The 16741-nt window shown below is 37.9% G+C and carries 12 protein-coding genes; 7 read left to right on the top strand and 5 right to left on the bottom strand.

The window, feature by feature from the left end; translation table 11 throughout:
• Positions 1 to 468: 468 nt before the first annotated feature.
• On the bottom strand, positions 469 to 1986 hold the full coding sequence (locus ACTWP7_RS10875) for a hypothetical protein (RefSeq protein WP_443123188.1): 1518 nt from the start codon (positions 1984 to 1986) through the stop codon (positions 469 to 471).
• Position 1987: 1 nt separating this feature from the next.
• Positions 1988 to 3715, bottom strand: a complete 1728-nt coding sequence (locus tag ACTWP7_RS10870) for an HsdM family class I SAM-dependent methyltransferase (RefSeq protein ID WP_443123187.1) — start codon at positions 3713 to 3715, stop codon at positions 1988 to 1990.
• 1232 nt (positions 3716 to 4947) lie between these two features.
• Between ACTWP7_RS10870 and ACTWP7_RS10865 the strand changes: the two genes are divergently transcribed.
• Together ACTWP7_RS10865 and ACTWP7_RS10860 are read left to right on the top strand one after the other, a co-directional pair.
• Entirely contained in the window at positions 4948 to 5946 is a 999-nt protein-coding gene (locus tag ACTWP7_RS10865; RefSeq protein ID WP_443123186.1) for a tRNA dihydrouridine synthase, read from the top strand.
• Between the two features lie 359 nt (positions 5947 to 6305).
• Positions 6306 to 6701, top strand: a complete 396-nt coding sequence (locus ACTWP7_RS10860; protein WP_443123185.1) for a (deoxy)nucleoside triphosphate pyrophosphohydrolase — start codon at positions 6306 to 6308, stop codon at positions 6699 to 6701.
• Positions 6702 to 6733: 32 nt separating this feature from the next.
• Here ACTWP7_RS10860 and ACTWP7_RS10855 read toward each other — a convergent pair whose 3' ends face one another.
• Positions 6734 to 9607 carry a DUF3427 domain-containing protein gene (locus ACTWP7_RS10855; RefSeq protein ID WP_443123184.1) on the bottom strand — a complete coding sequence of 958 codons (2874 nt, stop codon included), beginning with the start codon at positions 9605 to 9607 and terminating at the stop codon, positions 6734 to 6736.
• A 122-nt stretch (positions 9608 to 9729) separates the two neighbouring features.
• On the opposite strand from ACTWP7_RS10855, the gene ACTWP7_RS10850 reads away from it, so the two are divergent.
• From ACTWP7_RS10850 to ACTWP7_RS10840, 3 genes are all read left to right on the top strand, one after another.
• Positions 9730 to 10938, top strand: a complete 1209-nt coding sequence (locus tag ACTWP7_RS10850) for a phospholipase D family protein (protein WP_443123183.1) — start codon at positions 9730 to 9732, stop codon at positions 10936 to 10938.
• A gap of 423 nt (positions 10939 to 11361) precedes the next feature.
• The gene (locus tag ACTWP7_RS10845; protein ID WP_443123182.1) at positions 11362 to 12273 is read left to right on the top strand and encodes an ABC transporter ATP-binding protein; all 912 of its coding nucleotides are present in this window, start codon (positions 11362 to 11364) and stop codon (positions 12271 to 12273) included.
• 17 nt (positions 12274 to 12290) lie between these two features.
• Positions 12291 to 13034, top strand: coding sequence for an ABC transporter permease (locus tag ACTWP7_RS10840; RefSeq protein WP_224894839.1), 744 nt, complete (start codon positions 12291 to 12293; stop codon positions 13032 to 13034).
• Positions 13035 to 13171: 137 nt separating this feature from the next.
• On the opposite strand, the gene ACTWP7_RS10835 is transcribed toward ACTWP7_RS10840, so the two are convergent.
• Positions 13172 to 13582 carry an RDD family protein gene (locus ACTWP7_RS10835; RefSeq protein ID WP_443123275.1) on the bottom strand — a complete coding sequence of 137 codons (411 nt, stop codon included), beginning with the start codon at positions 13580 to 13582 and terminating at the stop codon, positions 13172 to 13174.
• Between the two features lie 336 nt (positions 13583 to 13918).
• Here ACTWP7_RS10835 and ACTWP7_RS10830 point away from each other — a divergent pair, with 336 nt between their 5' ends.
• Together ACTWP7_RS10830 and ACTWP7_RS10825 are read left to right on the top strand one after the other, a co-directional pair.
• Entirely contained in the window at positions 13919 to 15235 is a 1317-nt protein-coding gene (locus ACTWP7_RS10830; RefSeq protein WP_443123181.1) for a voltage-gated chloride channel family protein, read from the top strand.
• Between the two features lie 18 nt (positions 15236 to 15253).
• A complete protein-coding gene (locus ACTWP7_RS10825; protein WP_443123180.1) occupies positions 15254 to 15865 on the top strand; it encodes a DUF421 domain-containing protein in 612 nt (203 codons plus the stop codon).
• Positions 15866 to 16015: 150 nt separating this feature from the next.
• Here the strand turns inward: ACTWP7_RS10825 and ACTWP7_RS10820 are convergent, their stop codons facing one another.
• On the bottom strand, positions 16016 to 16738 hold the full coding sequence (locus ACTWP7_RS10820) for a sulfite exporter TauE/SafE family protein (protein WP_443123274.1): 723 nt from the start codon (positions 16736 to 16738) through the stop codon (positions 16016 to 16018).
• Positions 16739 to 16741 lie beyond the last annotated feature (3 nt).

Here is a 16741-nt window from a genome sequence, read left to right as displayed (position 1 = left end):
CATTAAATAATTTATTTCCAAAAAAATAAATCCTAGTCAATAGAAGATAAATTCGCTTCAAAAGACTAGGTTTATTTTCTTTTAAGTCAATAATAGTGATAGTGGATATAGCGCCACTGATGGCTTCTTCATTTTTTGAAGTGCTTTAAATCACTGTATGTTGAAGACTTGTAGAATTCATCTCATAAAGCTACCCGCGCTAATAATCCACTTGAATTAAGTTTAGAAGGCTCTTGTTTTTTTAGAAAAGCTAGTTCTTACTATTCAAATTAGTTCAATAACAAGTAAATAAATTAGAAACACATGATTGGATATTGCTTTAACTGGAAGGTAATGTTAGGCAAAAATTTAATAGATTCTAGGTTAGCAATAGTTTTTCTATTCTTTTACCAACTCATATAGCTTTCAAATTAATTTGAAAATCCTCTTAGGTTTGGGTAAATTTATTCAAAATCACCAATATAAATATTATTTATAAACCAGATTTTCTCCAGGAATATTAATATCTTCACCCTTCACCAATTGGTTTTGCACTTTATCCAATTCGCTTTGTAAAGTCTTCAAATCCATATCTAAATCCCAAACCCCGAGCTCTTTATTTCTCCTTCTGTGCCAGACCACAAAATTATTCAAATTCACATCCTCTTGCTCGCTCATTTCAGGGCTAGGATTATGATATAGATTGGTGATTTCCTTAACTTTATCACTTGGAAACTTAGGAATAGGCAAGTAGTTAAAGTAATTTTCTACAAAACTTCCACCATTTGATGCATCTGATAAATTGGAAAACAAACCTATTTGTTTATAATAGCTGAAACATTGCCCTAAGAATATATTCATTTCTATATCACCTGAATCAATTAAAAAGGCATCAATATTTGTCAGAAATTTCCTATTCATTAAATTAACATAAGAATGACCTATACTAACATCTCGCTTTCCTTTAGCAGCAAAAATCACTTCACCTTTTCGAACATAATTTAATTTTCGCTTATTACCATAATACGAAAACTTACTAATTGACATGTAATCATTAATATCAGAAGGATATACCAAGGCATATGAATTACCTACTGGATGATCGTAGTAATATCCTTGACCAACATTTGAAACTTGTAAATTCTGACCTCTTCTTGTAAAATATCCTGCCTGATAAATTGATTCCCAGCACCCGTACTTATATGACTTTATAAAATGTATCTTTCTTTTTAATTTTTCGGACCAAAAACTAGCATCCATTCGACGACTAGTTATAATATCGTTGTTGGTTGGGTAGGAATGAATATATTTATTACCACTCCCCTGATTGTTCTCAAGCTCACTTTCAATTTTATTAATCATCTGCTTATGTTTAGCTCTGATCTGCTCTTCCTTTTCAACAATCGCTTTTGTGAGTTTTGAAATATATTCAATAATCTTCTTATCAGCGGGAATGGGCACAATAATTTTGTCTAATGCACCTTTGTCCATTCTGGGATAAACTCCTCTATTAATCATTGACCAAACTTGATCAATAAAGAAGGAAGATCTTAAAAAAGAATAGATATAACGCTTGGTAATTTCAGGAAAATAATTTGTGGTGTCGCAAATATTTATCAAAGCATTAGTAGTAACCTGGTTTTCACTACTGGAAGATACCATGCCAATTCCTTTTCTGTATGTTCTAACAGTTGACATCAAAATATCTTCCTTTTTGGCTACCTTCAAATTGCTGCTAGACAGTTCGTTACCTCTTACATTCCTAAAAACTATTCCCCCAGTATTTACATCAATATCTCCAATTTCAGCATACTTATAAAGCTCTGTTTTATGGATTTTAAAGGTTTCTTCCCTTAATACTACTAACTTATTTAAATTCTCATACTTAACCTTAGAAGTGTCTTTATTAGGTACTACGAATTGACGGTATTTACTTGGGGAAAAACATGCATCATTTTTATTTATATTTTTACTATTTATTTCTCTTGGTACTTTGAAATAATTCAATTTATTCATCTCCTTTTAAGAAGAGTTTTTTCAAATTATCCTCTTGTCCAAGAGCCCAAGCTCTAAAATCCTTTATGGTTCCAGAAAAGTCTTCGTCTAATATAGGTCTGTTTTCTTCATCCGTTTGGACTGTAAAATCAAGTGTGTTCACTTTGTATATAGGATTAAAAAACTTATTTCTCTCTCTTGTTCTTTTTTCATAACCTACCGCTTGTATATCTTTTGTAAAAACAGAATAGCTTTGCTCACTCAGTCTATCCAACTCATCTTTTTTAGGCTTATAAGCTATAATAATTGTAGTATGAACGTCTACCTCTGCAAATACATTAGGTGGCAAGTCAAATAAAGCGACTATTCGCATCTTGTCCATTAGCCATTCTCTTACTTCCTGGTATTTGTTTACCGCTGCAAAGGAATTTGATAATACTATCCCTAATCTACCGCCTTCTGCAAGGCTTCTGTAGGCATTCTCAAGAAATACAATTCCTAAGTCGATTTTAGATCTACTTGCCATATTCCAAGTATCATATAATTCAATAACATCTCTATCAAATTTAGTAGTAGGTTTATATGCTCGATCATCTCCAAATGGTGGATTAGTAAGTATTACGTCGAATTTTTTTAATTTACTTCCATCTGCAAATGGAGCGTCCCATTCACCATTCTTATGTTTGTCTAAGTCTAATGGAATTAATTCAGGGGTTGTTATCCCCTGCTTATAACCAACTTTCCCTAAGATAGAGCCTTTATCTGGTTCGTGGAAGAGTTTTGCTTCTCCATCTCCGTTTAGAAGCATATTTAAAGTTGAAAGCATAATCATGCTTTCATCTACATCTATACCAAATATGTTAGCATCATCTAGTTTCCATCTTTTTTCAGCAGATTTTACAAATGCCACTGATAAAAAGTCCCCCGTCCCACAACAAGGGTCTAGAACTGTCTCATCACTTTGGGGATTTACAATGTCAACTATAAATTCAATAACGGGGAGAGGGGTTAAAAATTGTGCTGATTCATCTCGGGTAAACGCGTTCGCGAAGTTATAGAAAACTAGTTGATACAAATCAGTTCTTGCTGAATTAATAAAAGAATAATCTTGAAAAGCAGCACATATTGCAGTAATTGCTCTAACATGATTAATATTTGTCCAGTTTATCGCCTGATCACTTAAGATTTTTTGGTACTTTTCTTCTGCCTTTTCCCAAATATTACGTAGCCTTTCGATAAAAGTTTGAATTCTTTCGTCGGTTAAATCAGTAAACTCTCTTTCTTGATCTGTTACATAGAATTCTAAATACCTATTAGGATATTGTTCATTCCTTTTTTCATCAAATATTTTTAAGGCTAGAGTTTGGATTAAAATCTGATATCCTCTCTGATTTACTAGACCTGCTTTGTCTAATGATCTAAGAACAAAAGATAATGCAGCTTGAGACTGTGAAGTATTGATTGAGGCAATTATGTTTAAATCTTCTACTCCCCTTTTATCTCTGGTAATAGTGTTTGGGCGATTGACACGATTTATTAGGTCATTGTAGGAAGGTAAGTAATCGTATGGATCGGAAATATCTAGCGATAAACTTCCAGTTTTACTTTCGTCTCCTTTAGAGTTTTTTGCTTCGTCATACCTTAAAAAAAACCCATTGCGTCTTTGGAATAGATAGGTTCTCTCTAAATTATCGTAGTAAATACCTAAAACATATGCAGTTGAAGGATCTTTCTCTTTCATTGCTGGTTTAATTTGCCCACTGAACACTTTTTCTATTTCTCTTTCATTTTTTTTAAATTCAACTATGGCAATTAAATGTTCGTTAAGCCATTCTAAATCTTCAGATCTTCTTTCTAACCAATATTTCTTGTAGCGATCGATCCAATCAGGGCTATCAAAAATAGCTGCATCTAACCTTAGAGGAGCTGAATTTTTATTTCCTTTAGGAAATCGAACCTCTGTCCCTATAAAATCCTTAGAATATAGCCCGCTATATATTAAGGAATATATAAACTGCCACTTATAGTACTCTTCGTTTTTTTCCCCTTTTTCATTTGGAACAAAATCTTTTTATCTTGACCTTCAGTTACGCGGATTAATTAATACTTCCCTTTTCGCTATGTACCTGACTACTTAAACTATTCCTTATTCTTCATAGTGCTATAGTCTCCTTCATCTTAACATTGCTTTTCTAAACGGTTTGGCACCAAACCTTTAGTATTTTCTCTAATTTGTTTACGGAGAATTCTTTCACTTTCTAGAAGGCTTAAGAGCCTTCAATTTTAAGCTAATGGAGACTGCGAACCAATATAGACTGACTTGCTTGGAGAGTACCGGTGTAACTTCTATCCTAAAGCACAGATATTCTTTCCCTTGATCAGGAGGATAAAAGTGGTTAGAAATACTTTCTTCCATCCCCTCTGTCAGGCTTCTTGATGACGATTTGTCAAATAAGACCTTTATACAAATTAGGAATTTTGATAAAATATTATTAAGTAGCTCTCTCCCTTAAAAATCAGCCTAATTTTTATTAGAGGCTACTTTTAAAGATGGGTGATTCTTCGCCCATCTTTTTATATAAATTAGGTTCGTTAACCCATTCTTAATACGAGGTATTTAAAAGGGTCTAAAGATAAGTCGATACGGCCTCCCTTAAACCTTGAACCACCAAATCTTTTCCACGCTAATAACCCCGTAACCCTAGCTCTCAGCCATACCTTTATTATGTATTCAAAATCGCATGGTCTATTATCCTCTACTTTACTTTCACTCCCTTTACCAACTCCGCCACATTGGTTTTGGCTACAATTAACTTCTTCAAAATAAGACGGCTCGTTCCCTTGCACATTTCGTCTTAAACCATTAAAGTATATAATGGTTGAAAACTAGCATGGTAATGGATAAGACAAAAACATATTCACTTTTTAATTTTGGGAACACGGATTCCCTTAAGGAAAGGGTTCAGATATATTATGAAAGATAATTTTTGGCATGAGTTGCCGCGACCATTTTTTGTTCTGGCACCGATGGAAGCTGTGACGGATGTCGTTTTTCGTCATGTTGTGAGTGAAGCAGCGAGACCTGACGTATTTTTTACAGAGTTTACGAATACGGATAGCTACTGCCATCCGAAAGGAAACGACAGCGTAAGGGGGCGTCTAACGTTCACGGAAGATGAACAGCCGATTGTCGCCCATATTTGGGGAGACAATCCTGAACACTTCCGGGACATGAGTATTGGTCTAGCCGAAATGGACTTTCGTGGCGTGGATATTAACATGGGTTGTCCTGTACAGAATGTTGCAGCCAAAGGGAAAGGATGCGGGTTGATCCGTCGTCCAGATGTTGCGGCTGAAATCATTCAGGCATCCAAAGCAGGAGGACTGCCCGTAAGTGTGAAAACCCGTCTCGGTTATACAGAGGTGGAGGAGTGGCACCACTGGCTAAAGCACCTCCTGGAACAGGATATTGCCAACCTTTCCATCCATCTCCGTACGAAAAAAGAAATGAGTAATTTCGATGCTCACTGGGATCTAATTCCAGAAATCAAGCAGCTTCGTGACGAGGTGGCTCCTGATACACTTCTGACAATCAACGGGGATATTCCTGACCGTCAGAAGGGACTTGAGCTCGTGGAAAAATATGGCGTAGACGGCGTAATGATCGGCCGCGGAATCTTCCATAACCCGTTCGCTTTCGAAACAGAGAAGAAAGAGCATACCAGTGAAGAACTTCTCGATCTCCTGCGCCTGCAACTCGATCTTCATGATAAGTATTCTGAAGAGCTGGAACCTCGGATATTCAAACCGCTTCGCCGTTTCTTTAAGATTTACGTTCGCGGATTCAGTGGAGCGAGTGCCTTGCGGAATGAGCTGATGAGTACAAACTCTACTGATGAAGTACGTGCGCTGCTGGATGAGTTTACAGAGAGAGATGGCGTGAATGAAGAGGAAAGTTTTTCTGTTTCTTAAGCAAAGCCCGTTTCTTTTGAAGCGAATAATTCTTATTTTTTTAGGAGAGAAGTGCCTTTGGTGCTTTTCTCTCTTTTTTTAACTGCATTACGAATCGACTCTGGAATGGTATTGCTCTTTTAAAAACTAAGAAGTAGAAACACTTAGGCGACTTCAAAAATGATGAAAGACCTTAATTTTTGAGTATATTCGCGCCTCTTCCTACCAACCCTAAACTTTCTTAAACACTAAACTTACCGAATAAGCTTAAGAACTCAACTATAACCATGTATGTTATTCTAACTGTAATTTATTTACACGGATTTGAATAGACATTATGCTACTATAATCGAAGACAATATAGGAAAGGACGTTCTTCAATGAAAAAAACCGTTAGAGTCGTTGCAGCAGTTATTGAAAATGAAGATAAAGAAATTCTTTGTGCGCTCCGCTCACCAAAAATGTCAATTCCAAATATGTGGGAGTTCCCCGGTGGGAAAGTAGAAGAAGGAGAAGATCTTCAAACCGCTTTGGAACGTGAAATTAAAGAAGAGTTATCTTGTGAGATTGAAGCACATGATGTTTTAAAAGACCATACTCATGAATATGACAAGTTTATTATTCAATTGATCGCACTAAAAGCAAAGATAGTTAATGGGGCACCAAACCCTCATGAACATTCGAAGCTATTATGGTTGCAAAGAGAGAATCTTTCTTCTTTGAGGTGGGCGCCAGCAGATGTCCCAGCAGTAGAACTTTTAATTAACCAAAAATAAGTATAGCCCCTTCACCAAGAAGGGGCTTTTGTTTATTCATGAAAATAATCATATAATTTTTGGTCGACATGATGCTTTAATTTCATATTCATTCTAACAACGGGTAAATGTTTTTCTTTATCCTCCATGGTAGTTTGTACTACCGAACTCTGATCAGGCTGGGCTTTTCCTAAATAATAAAAGTCGCTTCCTTCTCCGTTGTCTTTTTTTACAAAGATATGGATATCATTGTTTCTCTGTGTGGCTTCAACAATCTGTTTTACTTCATTTGATTGCAATGTCCGATTACTTCTTGAATACCATGTTAGTACTTCAGGGTTTAGAAATTCATCTTTATAATCAATGCTTGATTCGACTTCATTACTCTTATGGTAGGTAATAAAGATAGGACACGTTCCAAACTTTGGTTTATAACCATAAATAGTTGAACTTTCATCATTCTCCCAGTTAAGGAGTTTACAAGCGTCTTTCCGAGAATATTTTTGGAAAAGTGTAAAAGGTTGTTGATCTGAATATGCTTGATTCTTAATTATAGATACACAAACAATATCTTTAACAAATTTGTGGAACAGTTCATTCTGGATTAAGGACGCTTGCATCTCTTCTTCCCATCTAATCTTCTGACCGTCAAAAAATATGATTGGCTTACCCCCATATTTAATTTGATCAGAGCTCTTAAAAAAATCTAGACTATACATACGCTCAACTGAACGTAGGGTGGGTTCATCAACCACTCCACTAACTCTGACGATTTGTTCTTTATAATATTCATATGAGATCGTTTGATTGTCTAATAATAACCAAAGCAATAATGCCTCATGCACCCTTTTTCCATTTAACACTTCCTGCGATAACATGGTTAAAATTTGTTTTTCACGAATGGTTAAGTGCCCAACTTCTTCTTTCATACTTTCCAAGAAGTCATAATAGTTCCCTTTCTTATCTACTAACACAACTGGGTCAATCGAATGATGGGCTTGGAAATCTTCTAATAAAGGGATACGGCCAATCCTGTTCTTCAATTCTGTATAGGCATTTCGTAACACCTTCATTTGTGTAAGGTTCGTCGTTCGAATAGCTTCGTAAATTCGCTCTTTAGCTACTTCTTCAAAGTTAATCGTCGACCTTCCCTGAATATAACTGGTATCAATCACTCTTCTTCGTATATTATCTTTGTTTTGTGAATGATCGCCAGATAAAGCTATAGGAATGAGATAATTATTTTCATAATTTCCTATAAAATCTATTACGGTTACATATTCTTTATTATCATGTTTTCTCAGACCACGTCCAAGTTGTTGTATAAAAACAATGCTAGACTGAGTTTGCCTTAACATGACCACTTGATTAATACATGGAATATCAATTCCCTCGTTAAAAATATCCACCGTTAATATATAATCTAATGCTCCGTTTTCTAACCTTTGAACTTGTGTTTGTCGTTCTTCCTGTGAGTTATCGCCTGTAAGCGCAACTGTACGATATCCTCGCTCGTTCATGAGTTCAGAGAGCTGTTTGGCTTCTCTTTTAGAACTACAAAAAATTAGACCAGCGACTCGGGCCCCTGAAAATCCGTAATACCTAATTTTTTCAAGCACGTGACCGACCCGATCTTGCGCTGTTAAGTGATTAAATAGCTCGTGTTGCGAAACTTTCTCTCCATCTATAGCAAAATCAGCGACTCCGAAATAATGGAAATACGAGAGCATATCCGCTTCTAATGCTTCTTGCAAACGAATTTCATAGGCTATATTATAATCAAATAACTCAAATAAGTTAAATCCGTCTGTACGTTCAGGTGTGGCGGTCATACCTAATAAAAAGTGAGGGTTAAAATATTTAATGAGCTTTAAGTAAGACTGTGCACCCGCTTTATGTACTTCATCTATCAATATGTAGTCAAAAGTTTCTGGATTGAAAGAACTCATGATGTCTGACCTTGACATCGTTTGTACAGTAGCAAATAAATAACGAGCATCAGTATCACGATTCGATCCAGATAGAATACCAAAGTCTTTATCTTCTCCACCCAGGACGTTTTGAAAATCTTTCTTAGCTTTATGTAGAATTTGTTCTCTATGAACGATAAATAGCATTCTTTTCGGTCGTACTCTACGAACATCAAAAGCAGATAAATAGGTTTTTCCTGTACCAGTTGCTGAAACTATGAGAGCTTTTTCTTCTCCTGACTCTCTCACTCGTTGAATCCCATCTAAAGCAGCTTTTTGCATACTATTGGGTTGAATTGATAAAGAATCCATTAATTTATTACTTGTATACGAGCCTGGTGCATCCGACACTTCAAATAATAGCAGTGGTTCATATTGATCTTCATACCTACTTATCCATGAGGTGGTTAAAGGGACAGCTTTATCCCACATGTCTCTAAACTGACCATTAAAGTGGTGAATGATTTCTCCGTTCTCATGAGACGTTAACTTGATGTTCCATTCATAATTTACTTTAAGAGCATTGGTCGTTAAATTTGAACTCCCAACGATAAGAGAAACATGTGTGTCATGGTTGAATATGTATCCTTTCGAATGAAACCCTTCAATATTAGCTATTCTCACGTTAACATTATCTAACTTTAAAAGTTCTTTGAACACCTTCGGTTTATTGAACATTTGATAGGTAGAAGTAAGGATTTCCCCTTTGACACCTTTAAGCTTTAGATCAAGCAAGTGTGATTTTAACGTTGCTAGCCCGCTTTCAGTAATAAAAGCCACGGAAAACATGAAGAAACGGCAATTCTTCAACTCATCAACCAATGATGTAAGGACATCTTTATGCTTTTCTTTACTGTTAACTAATAGCTCTGGGCGAAAGCGCGTAGATGTTGAAAAATCTTTGTCTATAAAGCCCTTATGAAACGAGTGTTGTAATTGTTCAATAATTGATTCCATAATCGCCCTCCATCCTATATTTAAGGTTAAACGGATACTATATTCTAAATTATCAGACATATAATACCATATATGTCTGATAATAGTGTATAATTAACATATATGGTATAGGGAGGTCTTTAATGAATATTGAAATAATTGATAATAATTTTGGTTCAAAATTTCAAGAGCTACTCAAAAAAACGACATCATCCCTGTCTATATCTTCCCCTTTTATTAGTTACAAAACAGCTTCCTACTTGGCAAGTTGGCTTGAAAACCATGACCAGATTATACAATGTCAGTTAATAACACGCTTTAATCGAGAAGACTTTATCCAAGGAGTTAATAGTTTAGAAGCATTAGAACAGCTTTACAATGTAGGTGTAAAGCTATTTTCTTTGCAGCATTTACATAGTAAAATATATATTTTCGATAATAGTAGTGTGTTATTAGGTTCGGCAAACTTCACTTTTAAAGGGCTTTTCAAAAATCATGAATTCGGCGTTTTTATACAAAACGAAAGTGAATTTATAAGTAATACTGTCCAATACTTTAATGATCTAATAGAAAGAATTCAGAAGTTTGAAATTGACATTTCTTTAATAGAAAAAGAAAAAGAGGAAGTAAACAAATTACTATCAGAGCGAACTAGTTCTAGTACAGCATACAGAAACAGAAAAAGATGGGGGGCAATATTGGATGATAATGAGAATAATAGAGAATTGAATGACCCAGAATGGATCCCAGAAAAAAAAGATTTTGTAGAAGATTTCATTGATGAAGAAGAACAATTTGAGGAAATTAATACAGGGATTTGGATCAAATTTGAGGGTAATAGTGATAGTAGAATTCCAAATGATAAAGTTTATATCAATAGGAAAAAGGAGCTTCATGAGTACATTGAACGAACGTATTACCCACGGCCACCTAGAGGGGTAAAAAATGGCGATCTTATATTTATTGCGATGGTAAGTAAAAGTAAAACTGGAATAGAGACCCCCGTTATTGTTGGTTATGCTTATGCTAAAGGATTCAGTAACAATAACAAGATAGATCATACTGATAGTAATTATAAAAGGTGGAACAATAGATACCCCTATTATATCGAGCTTTTTAATGGAAAATTTCTTAATAGTCCAATACGTGAAGGAATTCCACTAATAGAATTGTGCAATACTTTGAGACATAAACTCTACCCAAGGACTATCAATAACCCTGATACAGATATAACCAGAATCACTAGAAGGCACCACCAAAAACCTCATATTCAAATAACAAATCATGCTAAGGACTACCTTGTAAACCAACTGGATAATAAATTTCAAGAAAACGGTCATGACCTAATTTAACCAACAATTCTTTACTTTTTCAAAAGAATACTGTTAAAATCCTCCCTCTGACGATGGTCAGAAGGGATTTTTACTTCCTATAGGGTTCACTGTTACTTCAGATAAGATTCCCTAAGTAATAATTATAAACCCTGTAGCCCTGCTCCACTTATCAACCCCTTCGTAGAAAACGACAAATTAAAGCCACTACGTTTTAGTTCCTCATCACTCTCCCCATAAGTAGCTAGTCCGTACATATGACTAGCTTGCATTTCAAAAATCAGTTGTTTCACTTCGATTTCAAGCGTGATCACTTGCGTCTCTTGAGGTTTTTAAAAAGAAAATACACCTTCTTTTTCACAAAATTCCGAAACCTGTAATTCTTAGCATACGTATAAAAGGCAGTTAATACAATTGAATGTTAGAGAGAAAGGAGACAGTTTTGTGATCAAGGTAGAGAATATCAGCAAACACTACGGTTCCATACATGCACTCAACGATATCAGTTTCACTATCAACGAAGGTACGTGCTTTGGTCTGGTTGGACCAAATGGCGCTGGCAAATCGACGCTCATGAAGATATTATCCGGAATTTTACTTAATTTTGACGGGGACATCCATGTGAAAGATTGGAAGGTTTCGAAGGACCGCCTCAAGATCAAGCAGCAGATCGGCTATATTCCTCAGGAAATCTGCCTGGAGGATACGCTGACCGCTCGTGACAACCTGATCCTTTTTGGCAACTTGTATGGATTAAAAGGAAAAGAGCTGCAGCGTCGTATGGATGAGGTGCTTGATCAGATCGGCTTAACGGATCGGGTGAAGGATAAAGTCATGACGTTCTCGGGTGGTATGAAGCGCCGGCTGAACATCGGCTGTGCGCTTTTGCATAAACCGGGCATCGTCATCATGGATGAGCCGACCGTCGGGATTGATCCACAGTCGCGGAATTCGATTTTTTCAATTATTCAGCAACTGAAATCTGAAGGAAGTACGATCATCTACTCCAGTCACTATATGGAGGAGGTCGAGCAGCTGTGTGACAGCATTGGCCTCATTGATAAGGGGCAGCTCATGGAGTTCGGCCGGATGGAAGAGTTGTTAGAGAAGTATGCGAAGCCTTCGTTGTTTATTGCTGGAGAGGGTATAGAGCTTGAGATGTTGCAAACCTTTGGTGAGCCGGAATCGAAAGGAAACGGCTATTTACTGAATAGTGACGAGCCGCTTCTCACTCTGGAAAAATTGGTGGTGCACTGCCGCGAGCATAATTTGGAGCCTCACAGGCTGGAACTCTATCACCCGCGGCTTGAAGATATTTTCTTCAATTTGACCGGCACGCAATTAAGGGATGCTTAAGAAAAGGAGGGATCCATATGTGGGCAATCGCTCGTACTGAATTGAAAAAGACGGTCCAGGATAAAGGGCTGTGGTTCTGGACATTTGTGCTCCCGATTGTATTTATTGTGGCGTTTGTCGCGATTTTCTCTGGCGATGAGAGCACGAGCTATAAAGAAGTGGTGACTCAGATTATCCCGGGCTACACGATCATGTTCGCTTTTTTCATTATGATTTCTATGGTCATTGTTTTTGTAAAAGATCGAGAGCGCGGGATGGTCGCAAGGATTGCCAGCACTCCCCTCTCGATCCATCAATACTTCTTCGGCAAGTGGCTGCCGTTCATGATCGTCGTGCTTGTTCAAATTACGGTTCTTTTTGGGTTTGGTGTCGTGGTCTATGATCTGCCGCTTGGAGACCCCTTTGCTCTCATTCTCTTATCCCTGGCGCTTGCGTTTATCGTGACCGGATGGGGTATGGCGATGGCCGTCATTGTGCGAACGGAAAATATGGGGATTGCCATGACACAGATTCTCGCCTTAGGCGGGGCGCTCCTCGGTGGTCTTTGGATGCCGGTCGAGTTTATGCCTGAAGTGGTTCAGAACATTAGTAAAGCCCTGCCGCAGTACTGGGCGCTTCAGGGGTATAAAGAGATTATTCTGTCTGGCGGCGGAGTCGGTGATATCTGGTTTCATCTGGTGTTCTTAATTGTAGCGGGTGTGGCTGGTGGAGTGCTTGCTTTGGTATCTTATCCGCGGTTTTTACGGCAGTCGCGAAGCTAGTAATCGATTCAAAAAGCTCCTTAAGGACTTCTTTTCCGGAAGGCCTGAGGGGCTTTTTTTAGCTCATGAGATATGTCCTCTCATGGACTGAAAATCACTTTTTATGAACACAAAAAAGCACTGATCCTTGTCAGTACTTAATCAAAAGGCTCTTCCTTTCGTTTTACGGTGGTATAAGAGATCAATTCTCCCCATCCCCGTCCCTTCTTATCGACCAAACCGGTGATCAAAGAAACGAAGTACCACAGCCCGTTGGTGAGAATGATAGGTCCGAATCCGAGCACCGCCCGCAAGATGATTTGGAAGAAGTTTGGTTTCTTTCCGTTGTTAGATGTGACCGTTAAATTCATCAGCAGCATCCCCAGTGTCCTTCCGTTTGCGAACAGTGGAATGGCGAGTAAGAAAGTGAAGTGAGTGATGATAAAAGCTCTCCAAAACACTGGGTTCGGCTCGAATCCCCGGCCGGTATCCTGCCACTGCGTATATAAGGCGGCTATAAAGCCGGCGATCATGAGTTCAAGTCCGGCGGCGATGAGTCGTTGTAACAGGTTCTTTTCGTTTATGATAATCCCCTCCTTCCCTGTCCTGTATTCTATGGGAACTGGACAGGAAAGGTTCTGGGAGTGGCTGTCGGTGTATCATCACTTTTGATTTTTACGATAGTACCGAAGTCAAACTTCCGTCCCCCCCTTAGGACTCCTATTTTGGGAGACCTGAGGGGATTTTTTTGTAAGGATTCGAACGTACGGTTATATGTATTGGGCTCCATAGCCTCTTTCACTTCACTCAACCACCATTTATTCCACCCTTAATTTAATAATTCTATTCCAATAGGCAAAACTAGAACCAACATTCCCACTAGATGGAAATGAGGTGAATGGTGGATGCTTCTAAAGTACAAAAACTTCTTTTCAATTCTTGGTTCATGGATTTTCTTTGGAAGCATAATTGGTTTAATCGTTGGCTCGACAACCACGTTCCTTTTAGAAACGAACGATTATCTTGGAGATGAGGTTCGATTAGAACAAGATTGGCTGATCTTCTTCCTCCCCCTTGGAGGAGTTCTCATAGGATATCTGTATATGAACTACGGAAAGGTATTTTTGAATAACACTTTAAATGACACGGCTGAATTAAATAATCTCGTGATCGACTCTGTACATGGAAAAAAAGAAGTGCCGCGGCGAATGGGGCCGATCGTTTATCTCGGCACTTTTATAACTGTCCTATTTGGCGGGTCAACGGGACGAGAAGGCGCAGCTGTCCAAATGGGCGGAAGTGTAGCGGCAGCCGTGAACAAATTCTTTAACGTCAACAAACTGGACAGAAAAACGTTAACGATGAGCGGCATTAGTGCTGGTTTTGGCGCTGCCTTTGGGGCACCCATCACCGGTGCCGTATTTGGCATGGAAATGACGGCCTTAGGAAAGCTGAGACTGGAAGCGTTCGTTCCCTGTCTTACGGCAAGCTTCGTCGGCCACTATGTAACAACAGCAGCCTGGGGACATGAACACGAAGAATTTATCATACAAAGCCTACCGGAAGTATCGGTGAGTACTTTTATGAAAGTGATTTTATTAGCGGTCATCTTCAGTCTCATCAGTGTTTGCTACTGTCAGTTGAGGCACGGCATACAAAATTTCTCTGAGAAACTTTTTAAGAAAAATCATATGAAAAGAGCCTTCGTTGGAGGACTGATCATTGTAGGATTAACACTACTGACTGGATCCCAGGACTATAACGGCCGGGGATTAGAGATGCTTGAACAATCTTTCCAGGAAGACGTCCCTCCCTTTGCTTTTCTGGCCAAGCTGGTATTTACTGCGGTCACCCTAGGCAGCGGATTTGTAGGCGGGGAAGCGATCCCTCTATTTTTCATTGGGGCAACTCTAGGCAATGCTTTACATGGCTTTATCGACTTGCCTCTGTCTTTTCTCGCTGCGTTAGGATTAATTTCTGCCTTTTGTGCAGGTGCCAATACCCCTTTGGCCGCCTTCCTTTTGGCTATGGAGATGTTTGACGGAAAAGGGTTAGAGTTCTTTTTAGTTGCCTGCTTAGTCAGCTATCTCTTCTCAGGACATCATGGACTATGGCCTTCTCAAAAGATATATGGTCTTAAGAGCAGGTTATACAATCTTCCCCCGGGAGAAACGATAGAAAATGTGGAGAAAAAGAAAAAAGATACGAAACCAAATGGATAGCTCGGGAGGTTGACGCTTATGGATTTCAACTTCATATGGAAAGCCGTTGTCGTGGTCATTGGAGGCGTCCTTATTTTACGGTTAGCTGGCCGAAAGTCTATCTCCCAGCTTACGGTAGCGCAGACGGTCATGATGATCGCGGTTGGATCCTTGATTATTCAGCCGGTTGGCGACAGGAACATCTGGATTACTATGGCGATCACCTTTCTCATGGTACTTACGCTTCTTTCGATTGAATATGTGGTCTTGAGGTCAGATGCTCTAGAAAGCTTCATATATGGAAAATCACTTTTGGTCGTTGAGAACGGCCAGATTAATGAAGCTAATTTAAAAAAACTGCGCTTAACGGTTGATATGCTTGAGGTGCGAATGAGACAGCAGAACATTAAGCATTTTTCCGATTTAAAATGGGCAACCATAGAACCAAACGGGCAGTTAGGTTATATGCTGAAACCTGATAAGGATTATGCTACGAAAGAGGATATTCAAATGCTTAAAGCGTTGATTGAAGCCCAAGGAGCTACTTCAGGAAATGAAACATCAACAGATACATCAAGTGAACCAGATAACTTGTTTACCGAGGTTAAGAATAGAAAGCATAAGGAAAAACCTAAAGAGAATTTGGATTAAACATAGAGGTTAAAATGGTGCCACTTAAGTCGACATATAAGTTCTGGATCGGGAATCTTTTAAGAAGATAGTTTGTTTGACTATGGTGTTCGGTGACATAACAGGAAAACAGAATATAGTTTCATGCTATGTTCCATTATTTTTATTAGGTTATAACCCTCCCAAACTCTCGATCATCAAGTAAATCCCTGTAAAAAATAAGATTATATACGTAAATATTCGAAAGACATTTTGATTAATTCTTTTAAATAATAGTTGTCCCAAATACAATCCTGCAAATACCAAAGGTAAGGCCCATAAGCTGGACACCCATATTGTCTGATTGGTCCCCGCAAAAATTACTTGGATGATTAAACTAACAAGGTATATAAACAAATAAAAAGCTAGTGTAGTACCTCTTAATTTTTCTTTTTTAGTATCTGTTCCTGAAAAATATAATAATAACGGTGGACCGGGCATTCCTATACTTGTGGTGAAGGAACCTGATAGTCCGCCTACAAGTAAATCTCTCGTCTTATTTTGGTTAATTCGAAACTTAAGAATAAGCATGATGGTTAATACCAAGATAAGAAGGCTCACTCCCAGCTTTAAACTATTTATATCAATTAACAGGAAGATCGTAATTCCAACGGGGAGACCCAAAACACTTCCTCCCACAAATCTTCTAAGGATGCCAAAATCAATATCCTTTCTAATTTTCATGATTAATGCACTGGAAATAATTAAAGACAATATTAAATTTATTTGAATGGCCTCAATTGGTTCAAATATTAAAAGAAGAAATGGAGTAGCCAGAATTGAAAATCCGAATCCTGTACTCGTCTGAAGTATGGAGGCGATTAAAATGATTATTATAAATGCTATTATTTCAATAAG

It is taken from the genome of Halobacillus sp. B29 (assembly GCF_052246755.1).
GTDB lineage: Bacteria > Bacillota > Bacilli > Bacillales > Halobacillaceae > Halobacillus > Halobacillus halophilus.
This window is presented reverse-complemented; position numbering and strand designations above follow the sequence as displayed.

Bases quoted from the DNA above. Each gene is read 5' to 3' on its own strand.
- ACTWP7_RS10870 (WP_443123187.1), bottom strand. From the start codon at position 3,715: ATGAAAGAGAAAGATCCTTCAACTGCATATGTTTTAGGTATTTACTAC.
- ACTWP7_RS10865 (WP_443123186.1), top strand. From the start codon at position 4,948: ATGAAAGATAATTTTTGGCATGAGTTGCCGCGACCATTTTTTGTTCTG.
- ACTWP7_RS10860 (WP_443123185.1), top strand. From the start codon at position 6,306: ATGAAAAAAACCGTTAGAGTCGTTGCAGCAGTTATTGAAAATGAAGAT.
- ACTWP7_RS10855 (WP_443123184.1), bottom strand. From the start codon at position 9,607: ATGGAATCAATTATTGAACAATTACAACACTCGTTTCATAAGGGCTTT.
- ACTWP7_RS10850 (WP_443123183.1), top strand. From the start codon at position 9,730: ATGAATATTGAAATAATTGATAATAATTTTGGTTCAAAATTTCAAGAG.
- ACTWP7_RS10840 (WP_224894839.1), top strand. From the start codon at position 12,291: ATGTGGGCAATCGCTCGTACTGAATTGAAAAAGACGGTCCAGGATAAA.
- ACTWP7_RS10830 (WP_443123181.1), top strand. From the start codon at position 13,919: ATGCTTCTAAAGTACAAAAACTTCTTTTCAATTCTTGGTTCATGGATT.
- ACTWP7_RS10825 (WP_443123180.1), top strand. From the start codon at position 15,254: ATGGATTTCAACTTCATATGGAAAGCCGTTGTCGTGGTCATTGGAGGC.